Origin of the sequence: Xenorhabdus entomophaga (genome assembly GCF_037996725.1) — a bacterium.
GTDB classification, from domain to species: Bacteria; Pseudomonadota; Gammaproteobacteria; order Enterobacterales; family Enterobacteriaceae; genus Xenorhabdus; species Xenorhabdus khoisanae.
In genome coordinates, this window is the sequence record NZ_JBBMXH010000097.1 from 1 (window position 1) to 18,198 (window position 18,198).

Here is an 18,198-nt window from a genome sequence, read left to right on the forward strand (position 1 = left end):
GATAAGCATAACTCAGTCCTCTTTTTTGCCTTTTTGTTTCTGGAAAATCAAAACTCGCAAAATTTGGACTGAGTTTCTTTGACACTCCTACCATTTTGAAAAGTTATATAGTATAGAAGAAAGATCACATACAGCAACTAACCTGAGCGAAAAAATGGTTAATTTTTTCTGGCATCTGTGTATTTGTTAACTGTTTGATATTAATTTGTTATTTGGTATTGAAAACACTATCTTTGCAAGCCTGGTTTTTACACTGACTTACCTAAGACATTAAGTTCAGCAACTTCAAGATAACTTTCTATCAGATGCCCTTTGCTGTGCGAAATAGTGACTATAATAAACATAATTAAGTTGCAATTTTTTGTAACGACTTGGGCAATGATTTGAAGCATCCATAAATTGGATTAATTTCTCTTTAACTAATAAATTTTATGAAAATTAATTTAAATTTTTTATGTAGTAGAGGATATTGCAATGAGCCTACAACAGCAAAATAATAATCTTCAAGTGAAAAAAAACAATAGAATAGCTAAATTTTATATAATGTCGTACTCGGGTAACCAGCAAGATCATATCTATGCTAACGAAAACATGCAGTGTGGAATTCTTATTAAGATCAGGGCAGCCGATAGCACTAATAATACGATTATTTTGTCCGATGAGCAGTTAAATAGTATTGAATTAATTAACTACGCTACTAATGAAACATTATCAGGTAATTGGTCATATAGTTCTGTTGAAAATAATTATAGTCATACGTTTCCCTTCGTTAAAAATTTACAGGTATCTGACCCGTTATATGAAGAAGTAACAAACGGGACATTAGAGTCTGATACTATCCAACGCAAACTCTATTGGGTCACGACGAAGAAAGAAGAGGCAATCATGATAAGTGCGCGGATTACGTTTGACGGAAAAACATATATAGCAGAGAGTAAAGCGTTCGGCTCAGCTATCTCTGTTGTTGGTCATGCACCGATCATCTATCGTGCCGCAGATCTTGTTTGGAGTGTAATCGAAAATGTCAATTCAGGTATATTCAACGTTCATGAAAAAATCGAGACTTACTATGGGGTTGGGGGAAGTAGTACCAAAGAGGAAGATTTTACAAGATCATGGTCTCAGAATAATCACTATCTCGCCATTAAAAATGGGTTCGTTGTGCGTAATATAGCCATATGGAATACAACAGAAGATAATAATAGAAAAAGCAAGGACTTCCGTAGATTTGCTCACCTTACGTATAAATCTTCTTTTGAGAAGCAAGAAGATCTCTATCTCTGGTTTATTTGGGGCGTGGACGCAGAAGATAGGGTCATTGAAGTTGGTGCTATGACTAAGAAACACACACATTCGCTAGGCAGTGGCGGAATTTCTGTTGAAACATACAGTACAGACCCAAAAGTAATGATACACACTACAACACACACGGATACCATTAATATCAGCAGGTTATATTTCCAATCACCCGCGGCGGATTTTTGGGCTAATGAAGCGAGTAATGCACCATGCTTTATTTTCTACGATGCCTATGGGAATAAATCCGGCACCATACAGATTGAAATGGATAATTATAATCAGTTTCATCTGAAAGATAGGGAAATGATGAAGTGATCTGCACCCTGCTTAACTTAAAGTATTCCCATAAAGTTGGGTGGATTGCACTAAGAAGATAATTATGCCTGAGTTTGGGACTCTACCGGACTCAGGCCATTCAGAGTTTGGCAGTGTCATACCAAAATGTGATTTACCCCGTATTACTGTGCTTTTTATCGCGTTCCATCGGTGCATTTGGTTTTCAGTGACTATCCTTTTTATACATTGGGCTATTTCGCTGAGGGAAACTGAGTGCTGAAAACTTTACTGACTTCTGATGTTATCCAATGGGTTCCCTGTGCAAAAGATTGGTGTGAAGCTATTGCGATCGCATGCCAGCCACTGATTGATAACGGCGCAATTGAACCGAGCTATATTGAAGCCATTTACCGTTCCCATGAAGAAATTGGCCCGTATTACGTCGTTGGTCCGGGTATTGCAATCCCACATGCAAGGCCCGAACAGGGGGCCAATCGCCTTGCTTTAAGTTTAACCGTATTTCATCAGGGCGTTGCGTTCGGCTCTGAAAGTAATGATCCCATCAAATTATTAATCGTATTCGCGACAACAAACAGCAACAGCCACATTGAAGTCCTTGCTGAGCTGGCTGAACTTTTTGATGATCAACGAGAAATCAATCAATTAATGTATTCCAGTAGCCGGGACGAAATTTTTTCGATTGTTCAAGGTTACTGACCCATATCTCCTCACATGGCGGGCAATATCATGAAAATTACAGTCGTTTGCGGTAATGGTTTAGGCACGAGCTTGATAATGGAAATGAGCATCAAAAATATCCTGCAAGAATTAGGTGTGGAAGCCAGTGTTGAACATATTGATTTGGGATCAGCCAAAGGAGCCGTGAGTGATATTTTTGTTGGTACGAAAGATATTGCTGAGCAACTGGTTATACAGAATGCGGATAGGAAAATCATTGCGCTGGAAAATATGTTGGATAAATCTGCGATGAGAGTGCGTTTGTCTGCGGCATTAGCTGAGATGGGTAAATTGTAATTGGAGCCGAGTATGGATTTCTTCCGCTTTCTGATGAACGATGTGTTGTCAGAGCCTGCTGTTCTGGTCGGATTGATCGCCCTGATTGGTTTAGCCGTTCAGAAAAAACCGGTAACAGAATGTATCACCGGAACAGTAAAAACGATTCTTGGGTTTGTCATTTTAGGGGCAGGTGCGGGGTTAGTTGTTAATGCGTTGGGAGGATTCGCGACTATCTTCCAACATGCTTTTGGGATTCAGGGGGTAATACCCAATAATGAAGCGATTGTATCGATCGCTCAGAAAAGTTTTGGCAAAGAAATGGCGTTGATCATGTTTTTTGCCATGATTATCAATATACTGATTGCTCGTTTCACACCGTGGAAATTTATTTTCCTGACGGGTCACCATACCTTATTTATGTCGATGATGGTGGCCGTTATCCTGTCAGTAGCCGGAATAAAGGGGATGACGTTAGTCGTTATCGGTTCGCTTGTCGTTGGGATTTCAATGGTCTTTTTTCCCGCTATTATCCACCCTTACATGAAAAAAGTCACAGGCTCTGATGATGTGGCGCTTGGGCATTTCTCGACACTTTCTTATGTTCTGGCGGGTTTTATCGGCAGTAAACTGGGGAACAAAGCGCATTCCACAGAAGAAATGAACGTACCGAAAAGTCTATTGTTTCTGCGTGATACGCCTGTTGCGATCTCTTTTACCATGGCGATTATCTTTATCATCACTTGCCTGTTTGCTGGCGATGATTTTGTCCGGCAAGTCAGTGGTGGAAAAAATAGCTTCATGTTTGCAGTGATGCAATCCATCACATTTGCGGCGGGAGTTTATATCATCTTACAAGGTGTCAGAATGGTGATTGCCGAGATTGTGCCGGCATTTAAGGGGGTTTCTGATAAATTGGTGCCAAATGCCAAACCCGCATTGGATTGCCCTGTCGTTTTTCCTTATGCGCCTAATGCTGTCCTGATTGGTTTCTTGAGTAGCTTTGCCGCCGGTATCACTGGCATGTTTATTCTCTACCTGCTGAACATGACGATCATTATTCCGGGTGTCGTACCGCATTTCTTTGTTGGTGCAACCGCAGGTGTTTTTGGCAATGCGATGGGAGGAAAAAGAGGGGCGATACTGGGTGCTTTTACACAAGGCATGTTAATCACTTTTCTGCCCGTATTCCTGTTACCGGTATTAGGAAACATCGGTATTGCCAATACCACATTTAGCGACGCTGATTTTGGGGTGGTGGGAATTTTATTGGGTATTATTGTGACTCACTGAATTTTGGCAAAGCTCACGCAACGTAACGCGATACCCCCGGCGTCTGAACTGATTGAGCAAAGCCATTATTTGCATTGTATCCAGCCCACTGCGAATCAACGTGACCAAATTGAAGCTCAGGAATTATCTTCTGTTATCAAATTAACCGCCGCGCTGTCTACAATGCAATTAAAATAATTAACAGTGATTATCATTACCTTGGATAATAAAATAATTATCAAAAGCCGTGGGTTTGAATGAGCGGAAATTAAAAGAGGAATTTCGTGCCGTTGTTTTCCGTACTTTCCACCAATATCTGGAAAACGCTCGTTGACCACGGCTGAAGATTTATTGAAGAAAGGGATGAGTGTTATTGAAGTCGCTGTCGCAGTGGGTTATTCTAGCCCAAGTCATTTTTCCAAGCGTTTCCGGCAACATTATTTGATCAACCCCAAAGCATGGCAGGCGAAATATGCTGTCAGCCACATGTCACTGGCCGAAAATATTGTAACGAAAAGCCAGTAAAATTTCAGTGGTGACATTGGTTTGTTGATTGACGAAGTCGGATAAGTATAGATAGAGGCAAAATGATTCAGGATGAAAAAAACTGAGTCGGAATATTCTGACTTATTTTAAATAAACATCAAAATGAAGGGAATAATATGGCAAAGGGAAATTTTCTGACAGTTGGTGATAAAACAACGTGTGGCGGTGCAATTCTTACCGGAACCAGCAACATTAAATTTTATGGAAAACAAGCAGCTATTGAAGGTTCTACTGTGACTTGTGGCAGATATTCAGGAAATTATGCCATTGTCGGAGGGGTTGCTTCTTTTCTGGATAAAGGAACAAAATTGGCGGGAACGTTGGATAGCCGGACGACCTGCCCTTGTCATGCCGGGCTTATACATTCCATTCCTGATACCTATGAAAGTTAGGTAGTTCAACTTGAGAACATCTACTTACCCCGCTTTTCAATTGATTGAAATTACATAAAATTTCTGGTCATGAATTTGTGCCAATGATGGAGGCGGAAGGGCAAAAATGATAAAAAGCACTAAGAGGAAGTTATTATTCTTTATAACTTCCATTAGTGTTTTTTTTGTTCTCTATTCTTTGTTAAGAACAGTGGAAATAATTAGTATTCATAGCCTGAAGCCAAGTTTTTCTTATTCTTAAATAGTAAGCTGATATTATCTTGTGAAAGTATTTTGATTATTCTTGAAAAGCTAATTCTATGCGCTTAAATGAAGCCAAAAATGCCTTTAAATAAGGTGGAAAGGTCAGATTATTTTATGTATTGTTAATCAATATATGGAATAAGCCAAAGGTAAGTGGTATGGAAAGCTATAAAAAATATACAATGGATAAAGCTGATTTGATATTACGTCCTATTATTGGTGGCGAATTGATATTACTAAATTACGTCGGATTTGCACAAGAAAGCAGGTTTGAGTTTTTGAGTAAGATAGACAATTGGGATAGGATGGAGGATTCAGAAATACTGGGTCTAATCAATTTCAGGAAATACCTTTCCGGTGATATTTTTATCGTCAATGAAGATTCCTATACAAAAGATCACGTCTATCTAATGGATGTTAATCATATTGATGAGTTTGTTGGGAATTACTTAAAGTTAAATTCGGGTTGTTTTTTTGATGGCGATACTTTTTTTATATCTTCTTCCAATAAAATTATGATTGAATTTCAACATGATGGTTATGTGTTTTTACATAAATTGCCAATCATGCTGAATAAACACGGAAGTTTATTAACGTCAAATAAAACAGCGTGTTATATTTAATTTTTCATATCATTCAGGATTTGGATAGTTGGTTTTATTTTCGTAAGCTTAAGCTTGATATAAAAATGTTACTATAGTGGCAATTTTATCGTGAATTTACTATATTATTGTCATAATAGTAACAGAGGCTATTCTCATGCTTTCTCTCTATACTGCCTATGATGTGCAGCATGAATTAAAAGATTTTATCAAGCGGCAACGTAAACAACAAAAAATGTCCGTCGAAGATTTAGCTAAACGCTCCGGCGTGCCCTATAGCACCATTAGGAAATTTGAGCGTACAGGTAATATCTCATTACGGCAGTTTCTTATGTTATTGGAAGCAATTGGTGAGTTACAGTCACTCCATGAACTCACTAAAGAACGTAAGCGAGAACCCACCACGATTGCTGAGGTATTGAAAAATGCTTAATACTCCGCTGAATGTTAAAAGAAGATTTTCTGATGGAAGCAGCGTACTTGTAGGCCAATTGGCGGAGAATAAAGAGGGGGTTTATTTTCAGTATGATGATTCATATCTTGTAACTCATCCGAAATCACTCTCTCCTTTTCTGATTAAAGCAGATACCTCATTACAAAAAGCGCCTAAAGAACCTCATTATGGGTTACATGGAGTTTTCGGCGACAGTCTGCCTGATGGTTGGGGACTGTATTTAATGGATCGTGTGTTTCGCACAAATGGCTACAATCCAAAAATGGTAACTGCCTTAGAACGGCTTGCTTATATTGGTGAGCGATGTTCTGGCGCGCTTTACTACGAGCCTGTAATGCCGTTCACCGATACTAATAAGCGAGATATCGATCTCATTACGCTTGGCAAAGAAGCAGTTAAAGAATTTGAAGGCACACAATCTGATTTTCTTAACTCTCTGATGGATGCCAGCGGCTCTGGTGGCGCTCGCCCCAAACTCAATGTGACAAAATCTGCTGATGGACGATTCTCAACCCATGCTGATGCTATTGGCGAAAAACTGATTATTAAATTGACGTCTGATCGATTTTCTTTGAAGCATTCTGAAAGTCTCGTTGAATACGCCTATATGACAATGGCCAGAAACGTTGGGATTGAAGTGCCTGATTTTGAGTTAGTGGATGCAAAAAATGGGCGTTTTTGGTTACAGCAAACGCGATTTGATTGCTCGGTACAAGGCCGCTACCACATGATTTCTGCTTGTGGGTTGTTGGATGCGCCATTCAGAGAACCCTCCTTGGATTATATTGATTTGGTTAAAGCCACGAGACACTTGTGTGGCGCAAAAGAAGCTCAAAAATTGGTGAAGCGGGCTTTGTTTAACTATCTCACCGTTAATCAGGATGATCACGCCAAAAATTTTGCTTATTTGGCTGATGATGCTGACAACTGGCAGCTTTCTCCATTTTACGATGTGGTATATATGCCATCACCTTATAACGAACATATGACCTCGTTTAACGGCAATGGCAAAGTGATTACCTCTATAGCGTTGGAGCAATTAGCCGGGCAGGCAGGGTTCTCCGGCATTACGCCTTTATTGAATATGCTCGAAGAAATTTATGACGAAACCCGTCGTTTTCAATCGATTGCCAATAAGTTGGGGATTGATAAATCATTAGCGACGACCATTGCTCAGCATATGGAACAGAAATGGTCAGATCTGAAAATTTGACACAATAGTATCAATAATGACGAAAAATCATTAAAAATTGTTACCATAGTGACAGTATTGTGCAAACTGAAAGTATTGGAAGATTGTTTTTGCAGGAGAAATCCCCGTCATAACCATTTCCTGACAAACTCTTCCAACGGCATCGGGCGGTCAAAATAGTACCCCTGTAAATAATCGACAGAATAGTTTTTGAGTTGATTTAGCTGTTTCTGGTTTTCAATGCCTTCTGCCACAATTTCTAAATTTAATTGCAGGGCAAGGTTAATGATATTCTCTACGATATGTTTTGAAATCATGTCGGTATTCATTTTGCTGACAAAGTTATGACCAATTTTTACTAAGTTAACATTAAATTTTTGTAAATAATTGTAATTAGAATAGCCTGTACCAAAATCATCCAGTGCGATTAATACACCTAATTCATTCAACTTATTGAATAGATTAATTGTCTGTGCGTCCGGCTCTAATAATTCCCGCTCGGTAATTTCTAAAATTAACCTGACTGAGTCTTCCGGAAATGCGTTAAGAAAATACCGGCAATCATCGACCAAACGAGCATCTTTATAGTGTCTGGCGCTGATATTGAAATTAAAATTGAAGTGTTCAGGTAATTGGTGGGCGATAGGTGCGAAGTAATCTTGTACTTGGGTGATTAGGTGATGAGTTAAAGGAATAATGAGATCTGATTTTTCAATTTGGGCAATAAATTTATTTGGCGCCAATAACCCGTGAGTTGGATGCTGCCAGCGGACAAGGATTTCACATCCAATTATCTTATTGTTTTCACTGGAAAGAATGGGTTGTATATAGGGAATGAACTGCTTGTTTTGAATTGCTTTTTTCAAACGATATTCTGGGATGGTAATCGTTTTGGTGTGTTTATAAAAAAACACCGCAGCTAAAAGAGTCAGTAAAAATAGTAAAATAAATACACTTTCTAATTTACTATCTGGCTGTATATTATCCTGATAATTGGAAAATAGTCTCCAGAATATAAAACCTGTGCTGATAGTGATGGTGATGAATAACATCACGAACATTCGATACAAAGATCGGAATGATTTCAGATCCAGCCCCATCATTTCTCCTTTTTGGTAAAGCACTTAACTCAACAGTAGACTTGTTATCTAAATGCGCAAACTTTTATTAACTTACCCTTTACAAAGGGCGGTTCTTTTTTTGATAAAACCGTGTCGGCTATGTTACAGGAAGAAATTAGAGACAGGAAATAGCTATTTTGGTTATACGTGGAGAATTGAGCAAAAAATTTCGTAATGTGTGAAGAGGATTGAAATAGACAAAATATTTCTGCCATCCGTGGCCGTGGTCAAATTATTATTTTTTATATCAATATATTACTGAGGGGTTCGTAACAAACAACACTGTATTAAATTCATTTTGTTTACTTTATGGTGTCGTTATTATGGCGCCGTTATCACAATGGCGACCCGACGGTTTTCTGCCCGGCCTTTTGAGCTTCGGTTATCAGCAATAGGCTGGTCTGGCCCTAATCCACGGGTTGTCAGATGAGTACGCTGCATACCGCCCTGTGTCAAGGCCTCTGCAACGGTGTTAGCGCGTTTAAGAGATAACTGATTGTTGTAGCTCACTTCCCCATAGTTGTCAGTATGACCATCAAGGCGTGCGTGGTGGATGCCAAATAAGCAGCCTTCATCGGTTTGTTGAAACCCTTGTTGTTTAAGGGCGGCGATTTGTGCTGTTGTCAGTCTGCCGTTATTCTGGCAGGCGCTGAGGAAAAGGGTGCAGATGAATGTACAAATAAATATAAAAGAACGGCTTTTACTCATGATGAGTTCCTTGATAGGTAGTTTAGCTTTGCTGTATCAGCAGCATACCAGCCGCCGCCTCGTTGTTTAATGTGGTACATAGCTGCATCAGCTTCGGATAAAAGTTGTTCCGCTGTTAAGTCACCGTTGGATAAGGCAATACCAATACTGAGAGTGATACGCAGGTGTTGGCCGTTAGGGAGAAGAATGGGGGTGTCCATGGCATGAATGATATTTTTTGCGATGCGTTCCGCATCTTTCAAATCGGCGGAAGGCAGTAAGATAGCAAATTCATCCCCGCCAAGTCGGGCGACGGTATCTGTTTTCCTTACCCTCCTTTTTAAAGTGGCTGCGATAGTGACAAGAACGTGATCACCGGCTGCATGTCCATAGATATCGTTGACATATTTAAGTCTATTGCCATCGATAAACAAGATCGCCGCACTTTCGCACATAAACTTATCATTCATGACGGTTGAAAGTACGCGTTCAAAGGTGGCCCGGTTTGGTAAGCCGGTCAGGGAATCATGTTGTGCCTGCCAGGTCAAAACCGCTTTTTCTGTTTGCAAATGGTGTTGCCACTCTTCCAGTTCTTCGAGCAGGTGGTTAAAAACCCGGCTTAACTCATGCAGTTCAGCAATGTGGGCAGAAGGCACTCGCCGTGAAAATGCTCTCCGCTGACGGACGTCATGGGCGACGAGGGTAATATTCTGCAATGCCCTGACAATACCATCGTGCATGCGTAAGGAGAGGTAAAGGGAAATCACGGCACTGAACAGCAGGCAGGCGAACAGCACCAACAGGGCCTGATAAATAAATTGGATGATATGGTCGCTGTTCCCAACTAACCAGACTGATCCTACTTTTTGTTGATGATGATAAATTGGCAGGATAAGAGGTTCAGGAAAAAGCCAACGTTCGACCAACATTTTAAAATTACCCGTGCTGGATTCCTGATCTGCTTGCCAACTGGCAAATACTTGCTGTTTGGCATCAAAAATTTTGGCCTCGGTAAAACCATTATGAACCGCTATCATTTCTAATATTTCGGTTGCGGCAGCTTTATCCTGAAAAACCACGGCAGCTTGCGCTGTATGGGCGATAGTCGTGGAGGTCAGTTTCAGGCTATTTTCGGCATATTTTTGCATGGCAAGCAGTGCCAATAAAGATAGGAATAAACCCACGACCGACAATATGATGAATGTAATGGTCAGGTGGATCCTGTGAAAGGCCTGACGTAAGGTAGGGCGTGATGACATCAGTGAATAGCGCTTTTTCATACCGATTATTCCACCTTACGCGCCAATTGCAGGACATTCGGATTTATGCGTACTCCGCTGCGCGCCAGAATATCAAGGTTAAGGCCGAATGTTGCCTGAGTACTGGTTATGTTGAGGCAAAATGCGCTACCGGCTTCACAATGTGGGTTATTTTCAGCAATCGTAAGCAGGGGTTTGTCATTTTTCTGGCTAATTACTTGCTGTTGAAGCTTTGGGTCGACCAGACCATAATAAATAATGTCACATTTTTCTATTAATTGTCCTACGTTGAAATTCAGCGTTTCTATTTGTAATTCTGTGTAATCAGAAATCATATTAATGTGAGTTAACTCGCTAATATAATTGGACGGAGGAACCAGACATAAATGCAGCGTCGTCGGTGTTGCAGGCCAGTGTGTATAGCTGATAATTCCAGAAACTACCCGTGCAACATTTTCATTGATTCTCTCATTGACCTCAGGCATAGCCATTGCTACTGAATTACATATTACGTTAATTAAGAACAAGGTCGTCAGCACCCGTAGAAATAATCTGGAAACACAATGTTTAAAAACAATACGTTTACAAAGATGATGAGTCCTTTCAATCATTTGCATAACGAGTTCCAGTATTTGCCTTTCATATCGTCTAAATAATAGTGTTGAAATTATTAACAAAGTAAGAGCCTGTCCCATCATGGCATTAGTAGCACCCGTTGAGACAGGCTGTGAAATCTATTGTTAACCAAACACTGTATTTGGCGTTAAGTTAATAACTAAAAGGTATAATATCTTTGGTTATTAATAGATTGCTATCTCTATGTTGATGGTTTTTTATTGATACCTATTATATGTCCATGATTGTCATAAGTGATACTGGAAACTTTGCTTTGCCTTAAGACATCTAATAATTTTTGTTCCAAAGTAAGACTTTTTGCCACTTCTGTGTGAGTGAGAGTAGGGCGATGTTGACGGCGTTCTATTTTAAAGCGCTGTTGATTATATTTTGCCCAGCCGATGAGTAAGAGCGCGTTAAATACAGCAATAGCGATATAAAGAGCGATTATCCCTATTTCTAAAGTGAATATTGAAGCAAAAGGTCTGGGGACGTTATAGGAGACATTAAGTAATCCCAGCATGAATAAATAGATAAAACCGCCCCAGGCCAGAATGGTCAGCAAAATATCAATCAGGTGAGGCAATAATCTTTGTTCAGTAAAAATCAGTGGATTTTTCATGATTCGATTCTCTCTATTCCCCGATCAGGGCTTTCCCAGCGGGCACGTTTTCTGCGTACCATGAGCATCACTTTGGGAAAAGATACCAGTGTCGTAAAAAGATTCAGCATCCAATAGACCAACGGATACCAAATCACCCAGAAAAGCGATGATGCAACGTGTTTTTCATAGCGTCGTTCAATGACCAAACTGACCGTAAATTGAATCAGGCAGGTGATTGCCAGTATCAAACCCGTATATCCGGGCGGAAATAGCGTATAGACACGAATATTTTCCGGTAATGTGAAGAACATACCGAGGAAAAATAAGATGATAGAAAGGGCAAACGTAAATGACCAGATAACGGAACAGCAAAATTCCGCAAATAACACCCACATGCGACGATATTTCCATGACCATAATTTACGTAGATTTTTCAGAAAAACTTCAGCTCCACCTTGTGCCCAACGTAGCCGTTGCTTCCATAATCCCCTTAGTGTTTCAGGCATCAGAATCCAGCAGATGGCACGGGGTTCAAAAAATACAGCCCAATGGTGCAATTGGAGTTTCCAACTCACATCAATATCTTCCGTGATCATGTCATTACTCCAGTAGCCAACATCAGCAAGCGCCCTGCGGTTAAAGGCTGCAACGACGCCAGAGACAGTAAATACTTGACCATAAACCCGTTGGGTACGTTTGATCAGGCCAATGATGGAGGAAAACTCCCCAACCTGAACGCGTCCAACTAAAGTGGATCGGGTGCGAACGCGGGGATTGCCCGTAACAGCGCCAACGCGGGGGTGATCGATTATGGGTTTGACCAGCCAGACGGCGGCATCCTGATCCAGCAGGGCATCGCCATCAATGCAGACTAGATAATCACTCTTAGCCGCCGCTGCGCCTGCCTGAAGTGCGGTTGCTTTTCCCTGATTCTGTTTCAGGTGTATAACTCGCAAGGCTTGATGCTGTTTTGCCATGGCATTGAGTTCATCAGCGGTGCTGTCTGTTGAGCCATCATTAATTGCGATCACTTCAATATTGGGATAGCGCTGGTTCAATGCTGCCAGCAATGTCTCGCGAACATTCGGCCCTTCGTTATAGCAGGGGATCAGAATGGAAATCAGAGGATCGCCATTAAGAGACGGCGCTTCTTTATCAAAAAATTTCCAATGCCTTTCCCGATAGAGCCAAAAATAAATGCCGCCAGAAATCCAAATAGCAGACATAAATAATGGCCAAAAAAAGACAAAGTTCAGCATGACTTCACCGGTAAAAGCCACGGCAATGCCAAGGGGAATACTCAAGACAATGCAAAGCACGATAAAAGCAAGAATTCGATCAATCATTAAGTGGATACCATTCAGGAGAAATAAAAGGGCGAACCTTGTTCATTTCTGGTTGATTATTGAGAAAGTCATCCGGGTAATAACCAAAATTCTGGGCGCCATTAAGCTGTAATTGGCGCATCCATTCTGCTAATTGATGTCCGGGTATTGCTCTTTTATCCATCGGCTTGTGCCAATCTACGGATTGGAGTTCAAAGACGGTTTTATCCAGAGCCTGTGGGTGTTTCGCAATGGTTTTCACCAAGCGGGACAGCCACTGATTACTTTTTGATAGCGGTACATTTTCCATCAATGGCATTGCCATCGGTGCAACCCAATCGTAATGAGTGAGGAAATCATCCAGATTTTGGGCAAACCACTCTTCGCTGTCGGGTTCCAGTATCGGCAGGGCAAAAATATTGCGGGCGGTTTTGATCTGATAACCCTGTATCGACTTGAGCTCCCGTGTTAGCTCATGGGTAAAATCAATCAGATATTGGCTTTTGAAACGAGTCCAGCGAGCGAAATGTTCAGGATTTTGGCGAATGGCTGCGATGGACGCAGGTAAGCCCGCAGCTTGATAAGCTTTGATGGCATCCGGGCTGGCGTCTTCAAAATCTGACATGACGGCATCATCGTGATACAAAATACCCTGAAAAATAGCGTGGGCAGCCAAGTCCTGATAAATCTCTTTGATCTGCTGGCGATTGTCCGGGTTATAGGGAGACAAGCGGCGGTATTGTGTGGGATTGATAAACAGCTTGTTATGACTTTCGTCATAACTCATGACGCGCGGGAGTGAAGGGTCCAGTTCAAATGCCAGAACTGGCATCCATGCGTAAACATTGATGTTCAATCGGCTGTGGAGCTGCCAGGAGACGCGGTTAAATAAATCTGCTCGCATTGGCAACCAGCGATTAGGGAAATAAAGCTCACGCACATTGCCATCGCCTTTAGGGTCGGCAAAGGCTTGCAGGAAAACGGTATTGACGCGGAGATCGGCAATGCGTTGTACCAGTTCGTCGAGATTGCTTGCCTGTTGAATGGGGTCAGGATCATAAACGTAGTCCAGATCAATATGGACAATCCGTAAGATCGGTTTGTTTTGTACCTGAATGACCTGCTCGGCAAATTCTTTCAGGGAAGGATTATTGGTGAGCAATATACGTGGAACGTTATCAAGATTATTGACGTTCGCCAGCCCGTCGTCCAGTGTCAGTGCCATCTTGTAACCATGGCGTTTGGCTATCTCCAGTGTAACGCCGCTGTCCATGCCATAAGGCCAAACCCAAACGCGCGGCTGCTTGCCAGTGGCGGTTACGATCCTTTGAGTGATAGTTGCGATATCCTTCTCCATCCGCTGGCGAAAAGCGTGATCACTTTCATATTTGCCTGTTTTCGGATCGTAAATACGGATGGCTGCGGCAGGCTCCGTATTTCCTTGTGGATTGCCGACAGCCCCATAATGATGTTGATAGGTATGGGAAGCGATTTCCACTAAACCAGAGCGGGACATTTCGGCAACTTGTTTCCATGTGGTGAAACGTTCCCGTGGCACCATCAAGCCGCCAAAATTGACCGGCTTTCCGTCTGGCGCATCAACCCAAATCCCGACAGGTGCCAGAATTGCCGGCCAGTTATAGGCTTTAAGCAAAGGAAAAACGCGATGGTAAAAACTGCTGTAACCATCATCGAAAGTCAGTAATACCGCTTTGGGCGGTAAGGGAGTTCCTCCTTGATTAGCGATGAGAATTTGATCGACGGTAACAGGCTGGTAGCCATTTTCCCGCAACCAGGCAAATTGATTGTTCAATGCGCTGGTACGAACGGACATAAAACGCTGGTCTGCACCATCATCTTCAACATCATGGTAAGCCAGAACAACGAAACCATTTTGTGGCCAGGGGCGTTCATTCATGGCAAGGGGACGTTGCGCTGGTGGGACGAAGTCAGGCTTTTCTGCGTATGCCATCACGTGGAGTTGAGGAATGAACAGGCTAATGAGCAGTGTCAATATCATCAACCAATGGCGAAATGCGTTGTGTATCATAAAAGAATCCTTTAGAACCGATAGATTAGATCAAAAGCAGCTTGCAGGTTACTTTCTCGTTTACCGTCATAAGGACGTTTATCCAGCGTGATCCTCACGCCTGCATCAAGGACATCATTCCATTTAATGCGTTGACCATATCCCAGCACTGTGATCAGCCCATTGTCATGATTCTGCTGCCAATATTGCCCGATACCCGCCACAAATTGCTGGCTCCAGACAGTTTGGTAATGCCGATAGATGATGTGATCGGCCTCCAGTTGAGGCAGAAGCGTAAAATCGTGTTTAGGATTGAAATAAGGTGCATCCTGATGACGGCTGTTCTGTGAAGTACTGAGCTCCAACATCGCATCAAGCTTAAAGTAAGGTTTGGTATAGAGGCGTTGAAGGCCGTCAATGCCGTATTCAAGCCGATGATTGCCATCGGAGAAGAATGAAGGCGCAAAACGTGCAGTCCATTGGCTGCGTTCGCTGTATCTCCAGCGAGTATAAATTTGCCCGCCATTGGCGTGAATATTCTTACTCAATGCGTGCAAGGGCGTGTTGCGGGCAAGGCGTTCTGCTGAACCGCCCAAACGCCATTGGTCATTGAAATCATGCCACCCCGCAATGCGTAAGCCTATTTTTCCACCATGACGATAGTTATGTGCAGAAATATCGCCTTCAAACCAAAAATCCCGTGAACGCCATTCCACACCGCCGCGCCAATCATGGTGCAAACCCCGGCCATCTGAAAACTGGCTGCGACTGTAGGCACCACCGGCAAACAAACGCCAATTATCATCAATGGGCGGGCTATAAACTACCGCGTCAATATCTGAATTGTGTCTGCCACTTTTCGGACTATCGGAATCGATGCCCTGAGTGAATCTGATACGCAATTCTGACATGTGATGCACATTGCGCAGCCGGTTAAAACGTTTAGCCAGCATATTCTCAGGTGCGCGGGTAATGACATCATCAGCCAGTAAATCCATTTGGTGCCATTCCTGCAAAGCGAGAGCGGTATAACCTTGTTGAATTTCCAGGGACAGGTTGCGGGGGTCCAGCCCTTCAATTTGTTTCAGTTCACTTTCTGCGCGGTGCGGCCAGCCGCGATCCAGCCAGATAGCCGCTAAATCTACCCGCAGTTTCTGATTGCCGGGAGCTGTGCGGGCTAAATGGGTAAAACGTTTTTCGGCCTCAGGTAAATCTTCACGTAATCGCGCTGATTCTGCCAAAAATTGCTGTCCTTGTAGCCAACTGTCATTAGGTACAGGAATAGGGGAGCCAAAAACATTGACCTTATAAGCGTTGCGATGCTTGATGTGGGCAGCAAGCTGCTGTGCCTGATCGAGATGTTCGCTTTCCACATCAGCATAGAAAAGGGCGATATCATCTTCCGGGGGGATATGGTCCCATGATGATTTACCAAGCGTCGGAATATTCCGGTTGGAATAGTTCAGGTAACGCAAAATTTCTCGGGCTTTATCAGGCTGGCGCAGATTCAGATAGGCGGAAGCCACCCATTTCTGCGCATATTCTGGGATATTCATCCCTTCCGTTTGATCGGCTTGTTTCTGCAAGCTCTGATATTCATCGATCACGTCCTGCATCCGATAGCGAGCGAGTAAAGCACCAAGACGATCAATCCGGGCCTGTTGATAATCTTGCTGAGCATCAGGCAGAGCATGCCACTGGTTGAGCATATGCTCGTAGCGTGCAAGTGCTTTATCAGCGAGATCAAACCGTTCTTTTTCGCTGCGATTGGGGATGATTGACAGGCGAACTAATTCGGCGGCTGCATCGGCTTCCAGCCTGCGCAGTTGTTTATGGGTTACTCGTTGTTCTTGGGCTAATGGTGTGAAATGTTGTTGTCCTAAGTGCCATGCCGGAGTACTGACCCGATTGTTTTTTAAGCTAAACAGGTAGTCCAGCGTAACTTCTTTATTATCGGGAAACTGCTCATGGGCGATAGAGAGCATTTGCATGGCATCCCATGTACGACCGGCGGCCTGATCGACATAGGCCATCAGGCGGTAATTGGCAGCATTGGGTTGATGTGCCAGTAAATCTTTTGCCAGACGCCGGGCTTCCTTATCCTGTTTGGCATCGGCGAGCGTCATAATCAGACCCGCTTTTATGTCACGGTTTTGCGCCTCGGAAGCCAAAGCTGTGCGCCATAGCTGAATTGCTTGCGGCCATTGGCGTTGGTTGCGATAAGCTCGCGCAACGGCAGTCATACCTCTCGCAGGTATAGCCATTGAACGGTAACGTTGCCAGAGAGAAATGACTTCCTCGTCATACCCAGCCCAACTTGCAACTTGTAACCAATCGGTAATTTGTGAGGAGGAAAGAGGGTGTTGTTTTTCTTCCTGACGAATATATTCCAGCATGGGGATGGTATTGCCATTTCTGGCCTGTTGAATTAAAGCATCGTAACCTGCTTGTGCAGTTTCTGTTGTTATTAAACAACCTAGTGAGATAAATAACGACAATAGCTTATACCGATATCTGTGATAGCCCATCGGCCGGAAATAAAGATATGACACGGCATCCCCTTTTTATACTGTTTATTAATTTTACAAACAGCAGAACCAGATGAAGTGATATTAAATTTCGATTAGGAAAAATTTTTGGGTTCTTCATTTTTGAAGAGGCGAAATAATACGTACTGTGTGAATTGATATCAATGGGAAATTTTATAAAAATAATTTCATCTGTTTGATTTTTATATGGAATTATACTTTCGTAAAATAATAAACCATAGGTATATTCCTGAAGTGTTATGTTATTTTTTTCTTTTATATCAATGGGTTTTGTGTTTTTTTCTTGTGTGATTTCAAAAGATTTATTTAATAAATTGAGTTGATTTTTATTTTTTCAATAAAAAATACTTACCCTGAGTGTGAATGTTTTTCATAACTATTTCAGTACAAAGTAAAATAAATCATTTTGTTAGCTTGTTTTTCTGATTTGAATTCATGTTAATAAAGGTTTATTACCGTGATGTGAATATTTTTATTAATTCATTTTTCATTAAAGAATAAGTTAATAATATTAATTTCATTGGCTTGTTTTGGTTTTTTTAATATGGATTGTTCGTCGTTTTATGATTGTTTTTGAAATTAAGTTCTGTTTTTATCTCATTGGGTATAGATATATAACTTTTCATAATTATGAGAATTTCATATTTCCTATTCCTTTCCAACTATTTGCTGAAGCGGCATTCAAGAAAATCTTAACTCTTTTGATGAGCTGCCACATA

17 protein-coding genes are annotated in these 18,198 nt (G+C 41.9%); 9 read left to right on the plus strand and 8 right to left on the minus strand.

Annotation, left to right across the window (positions count from 1 at the left end):
* Window positions 1-474 precede the first annotated feature (474 nt).
* The 9 genes from AAC854_RS17355 to AAC854_RS17395 all read left to right on the plus strand — a co-directional run bounded on the left by AAC854_RS17355 (window position 475) and on the right by AAC854_RS17395 (window position 7,311).
* On the plus strand, window positions 475-1,614 hold the full coding sequence (locus tag AAC854_RS17355) for a hypothetical protein (RefSeq protein ID WP_340618219.1): 1,140 nt from the start codon (window positions 475-477) through the stop codon (window positions 1,612-1,614).
* A gap of 234 nt (window positions 1,615-1,848) precedes the next feature.
* The gene (locus AAC854_RS17360) at window positions 1,849-2,292 is read left to right on the plus strand and encodes a PTS sugar transporter subunit IIA (protein ID WP_340618220.1); all 444 of its coding nucleotides are present in this window, start codon (window positions 1,849-1,851) and stop codon (window positions 2,290-2,292) included.
* A 30-nt stretch (window positions 2,293-2,322) separates the two neighbouring features.
* Window positions 2,323-2,610, plus strand: coding sequence for a PTS sugar transporter subunit IIB (locus AAC854_RS17365; protein WP_340618221.1), 288 nt, complete (start codon window positions 2,323-2,325; stop codon window positions 2,608-2,610).
* Window positions 2,611-2,622: 12 nt separating this feature from the next.
* Window positions 2,623-3,882 (plus strand): PTS ascorbate transporter subunit IIC, encoded by a 1,260-nt coding sequence (locus AAC854_RS17370; RefSeq protein WP_340618222.1) that lies wholly within the window; start codon window positions 2,623-2,625, stop codon window positions 3,880-3,882.
* Window positions 3,883-4,191: 309 nt separating this feature from the next.
* Window positions 4,192-4,386 carry a helix-turn-helix domain-containing protein gene (locus tag AAC854_RS17375; protein WP_340618223.1) on the plus strand — a complete coding sequence of 65 codons (195 nt, stop codon included), beginning with the start codon at window positions 4,192-4,194 and terminating at the stop codon, window positions 4,384-4,386.
* A 137-nt stretch (window positions 4,387-4,523) separates the two neighbouring features.
* Window positions 4,524-4,799 carry a PAAR domain-containing protein gene (locus tag AAC854_RS17380; RefSeq protein ID WP_047961356.1) on the plus strand — a complete coding sequence of 92 codons (276 nt, stop codon included), beginning with the start codon at window positions 4,524-4,526 and terminating at the stop codon, window positions 4,797-4,799.
* Window positions 4,800-5,200: 401 nt separating this feature from the next.
* On the plus strand, window positions 5,201-5,665 hold the full coding sequence (locus AAC854_RS17385) for a hypothetical protein (protein ID WP_340618224.1): 465 nt from the start codon (window positions 5,201-5,203) through the stop codon (window positions 5,663-5,665).
* A 136-nt stretch (window positions 5,666-5,801) separates the two neighbouring features.
* Window positions 5,802-6,077 (plus strand): helix-turn-helix domain-containing protein, encoded by a 276-nt coding sequence (locus AAC854_RS17390; protein ID WP_340618225.1) that lies wholly within the window; start codon window positions 5,802-5,804, stop codon window positions 6,075-6,077.
* Window positions 6,070-7,311 carry a type II toxin-antitoxin system HipA family toxin gene (locus tag AAC854_RS17395; RefSeq protein WP_340618226.1) on the plus strand — a complete coding sequence of 414 codons (1,242 nt, stop codon included), beginning with the start codon at window positions 6,070-6,072 and terminating at the stop codon, window positions 7,309-7,311. The genes AAC854_RS17390 and AAC854_RS17395 overlap by 8 nt, the downstream gene beginning before the upstream one ends.
* A 107-nt stretch (window positions 7,312-7,418) precedes the next feature.
* On the opposite strand, the gene AAC854_RS17400 is transcribed toward AAC854_RS17395, so the two are convergent.
* From AAC854_RS17400 to pgaA, 8 genes are all read right to left on the minus strand, one after another.
* Entirely contained in the window at window positions 7,419-8,414 is a 996-nt protein-coding gene (locus AAC854_RS17400; protein ID WP_340618227.1) for a cyclic diguanylate phosphodiesterase, read from the minus strand.
* Between the two features lie 318 nt (window positions 8,415-8,732).
* Window positions 8,733-9,119, minus strand: coding sequence for an OmpA family protein (locus AAC854_RS17405; protein ID WP_340618228.1), 387 nt, complete (start codon window positions 9,117-9,119; stop codon window positions 8,733-8,735).
* On the minus strand, window positions 9,116-10,378 hold the full coding sequence (gene dgcN / locus AAC854_RS17410) for a diguanylate cyclase DgcN/YfiN (protein ID WP_340618229.1): 1,263 nt from the start codon (window positions 10,376-10,378) through the stop codon (window positions 9,116-9,118). The genes AAC854_RS17405 and dgcN overlap by 4 nt, the downstream gene beginning before the upstream one ends.
* A gap of 5 nt (window positions 10,379-10,383) precedes the next feature.
* A complete protein-coding gene (gene yfiR, locus AAC854_RS17415) occupies window positions 10,384-10,974 on the minus strand; it encodes a regulatory sequestration protein YfiR (RefSeq protein ID WP_340618230.1) in 591 nt (196 codons plus the stop codon).
* A gap of 200 nt (window positions 10,975-11,174) precedes the next feature.
* Window positions 11,175-11,594: a poly-beta-1,6-N-acetyl-D-glucosamine biosynthesis protein PgaD gene (gene pgaD / locus AAC854_RS17420; RefSeq protein ID WP_340618231.1), complete on the minus strand. Its 420-nt coding sequence runs from the start codon at window positions 11,592-11,594 to the stop codon at window positions 11,175-11,177.
* Complete coding sequence (gene pgaC / locus AAC854_RS17425; protein WP_340618232.1) at window positions 11,591-12,922, minus strand: poly-beta-1,6-N-acetyl-D-glucosamine synthase; 1,332 nt, start codon at window positions 12,920-12,922, stop codon at window positions 11,591-11,593. The genes pgaD and pgaC overlap by 4 nt, the downstream gene beginning before the upstream one ends.
* The gene (pgaB, locus tag AAC854_RS17430; RefSeq protein WP_422824101.1) at window positions 12,915-14,921 is read right to left on the minus strand and encodes a poly-beta-1,6-N-acetyl-D-glucosamine N-deacetylase PgaB; all 2,007 of its coding nucleotides are present in this window, start codon (window positions 14,919-14,921) and stop codon (window positions 12,915-12,917) included. The genes pgaC and pgaB overlap by 8 nt, the downstream gene beginning before the upstream one ends.
* A gap of 41 nt (window positions 14,922-14,962) precedes the next feature.
* Window positions 14,963-17,482 carry a poly-beta-1,6 N-acetyl-D-glucosamine export porin PgaA gene (gene pgaA / locus AAC854_RS17435; RefSeq protein ID WP_340618234.1) on the minus strand — a complete coding sequence of 840 codons (2,520 nt, stop codon included), beginning with the start codon at window positions 17,480-17,482 and terminating at the stop codon, window positions 14,963-14,965.
* Window positions 17,483-18,198: the final 716 nt, after the last annotated feature.

Coding starts and splice junctions, on each gene's coding strand:
- AAC854_RS17355 (WP_340618219.1), top strand. CDS start 475: ATGAGCCTACAACAGCAAAATAATAATCTTCAAGTGAAAAAAAACAAT.
- AAC854_RS17365 (WP_340618221.1), top strand. CDS start 2,323: ATGAAAATTACAGTCGTTTGCGGTAATGGTTTAGGCACGAGCTTGATA.
- AAC854_RS17370 (WP_340618222.1), top strand. CDS start 2,623: ATGGATTTCTTCCGCTTTCTGATGAACGATGTGTTGTCAGAGCCTGCT.
- AAC854_RS17380 (WP_047961356.1), top strand. CDS start 4,524: ATGGCAAAGGGAAATTTTCTGACAGTTGGTGATAAAACAACGTGTGGC.
- AAC854_RS17385 (WP_340618224.1), top strand. CDS start 5,201: ATGGAAAGCTATAAAAAATATACAATGGATAAAGCTGATTTGATATTA.
- AAC854_RS17390 (WP_340618225.1), top strand. CDS start 5,802: ATGCTTTCTCTCTATACTGCCTATGATGTGCAGCATGAATTAAAAGAT.
- AAC854_RS17395 (WP_340618226.1), top strand. CDS start 6,070: ATGCTTAATACTCCGCTGAATGTTAAAAGAAGATTTTCTGATGGAAGC.
- AAC854_RS17405 (WP_340618228.1), bottom strand. CDS start 9,119: ATGAGTAAAAGCCGTTCTTTTATATTTATTTGTACATTCATCTGCACC.
- dgcN (WP_340618229.1), bottom strand. CDS start 10,378: ATGAAAAAGCGCTATTCACTGATGTCATCACGCCCTACCTTACGTCAG.
- yfiR (WP_340618230.1), bottom strand. CDS start 10,974: ATGCAAATGATTGAAAGGACTCATCATCTTTGTAAACGTATTGTTTTT.
- pgaD (WP_340618231.1), bottom strand. CDS start 11,594: ATGAAAAATCCACTGATTTTTACTGAACAAAGATTATTGCCTCACCTG.
- pgaC (WP_340618232.1), bottom strand. CDS start 12,922: ATGATTGATCGAATTCTTGCTTTTATCGTGCTTTGCATTGTCTTGAGT.
- pgaB (WP_422824101.1), bottom strand. CDS start 14,921: ATGATATTGACACTGCTCATTAGCCTGTTCATTCCTCAACTCCACGTG.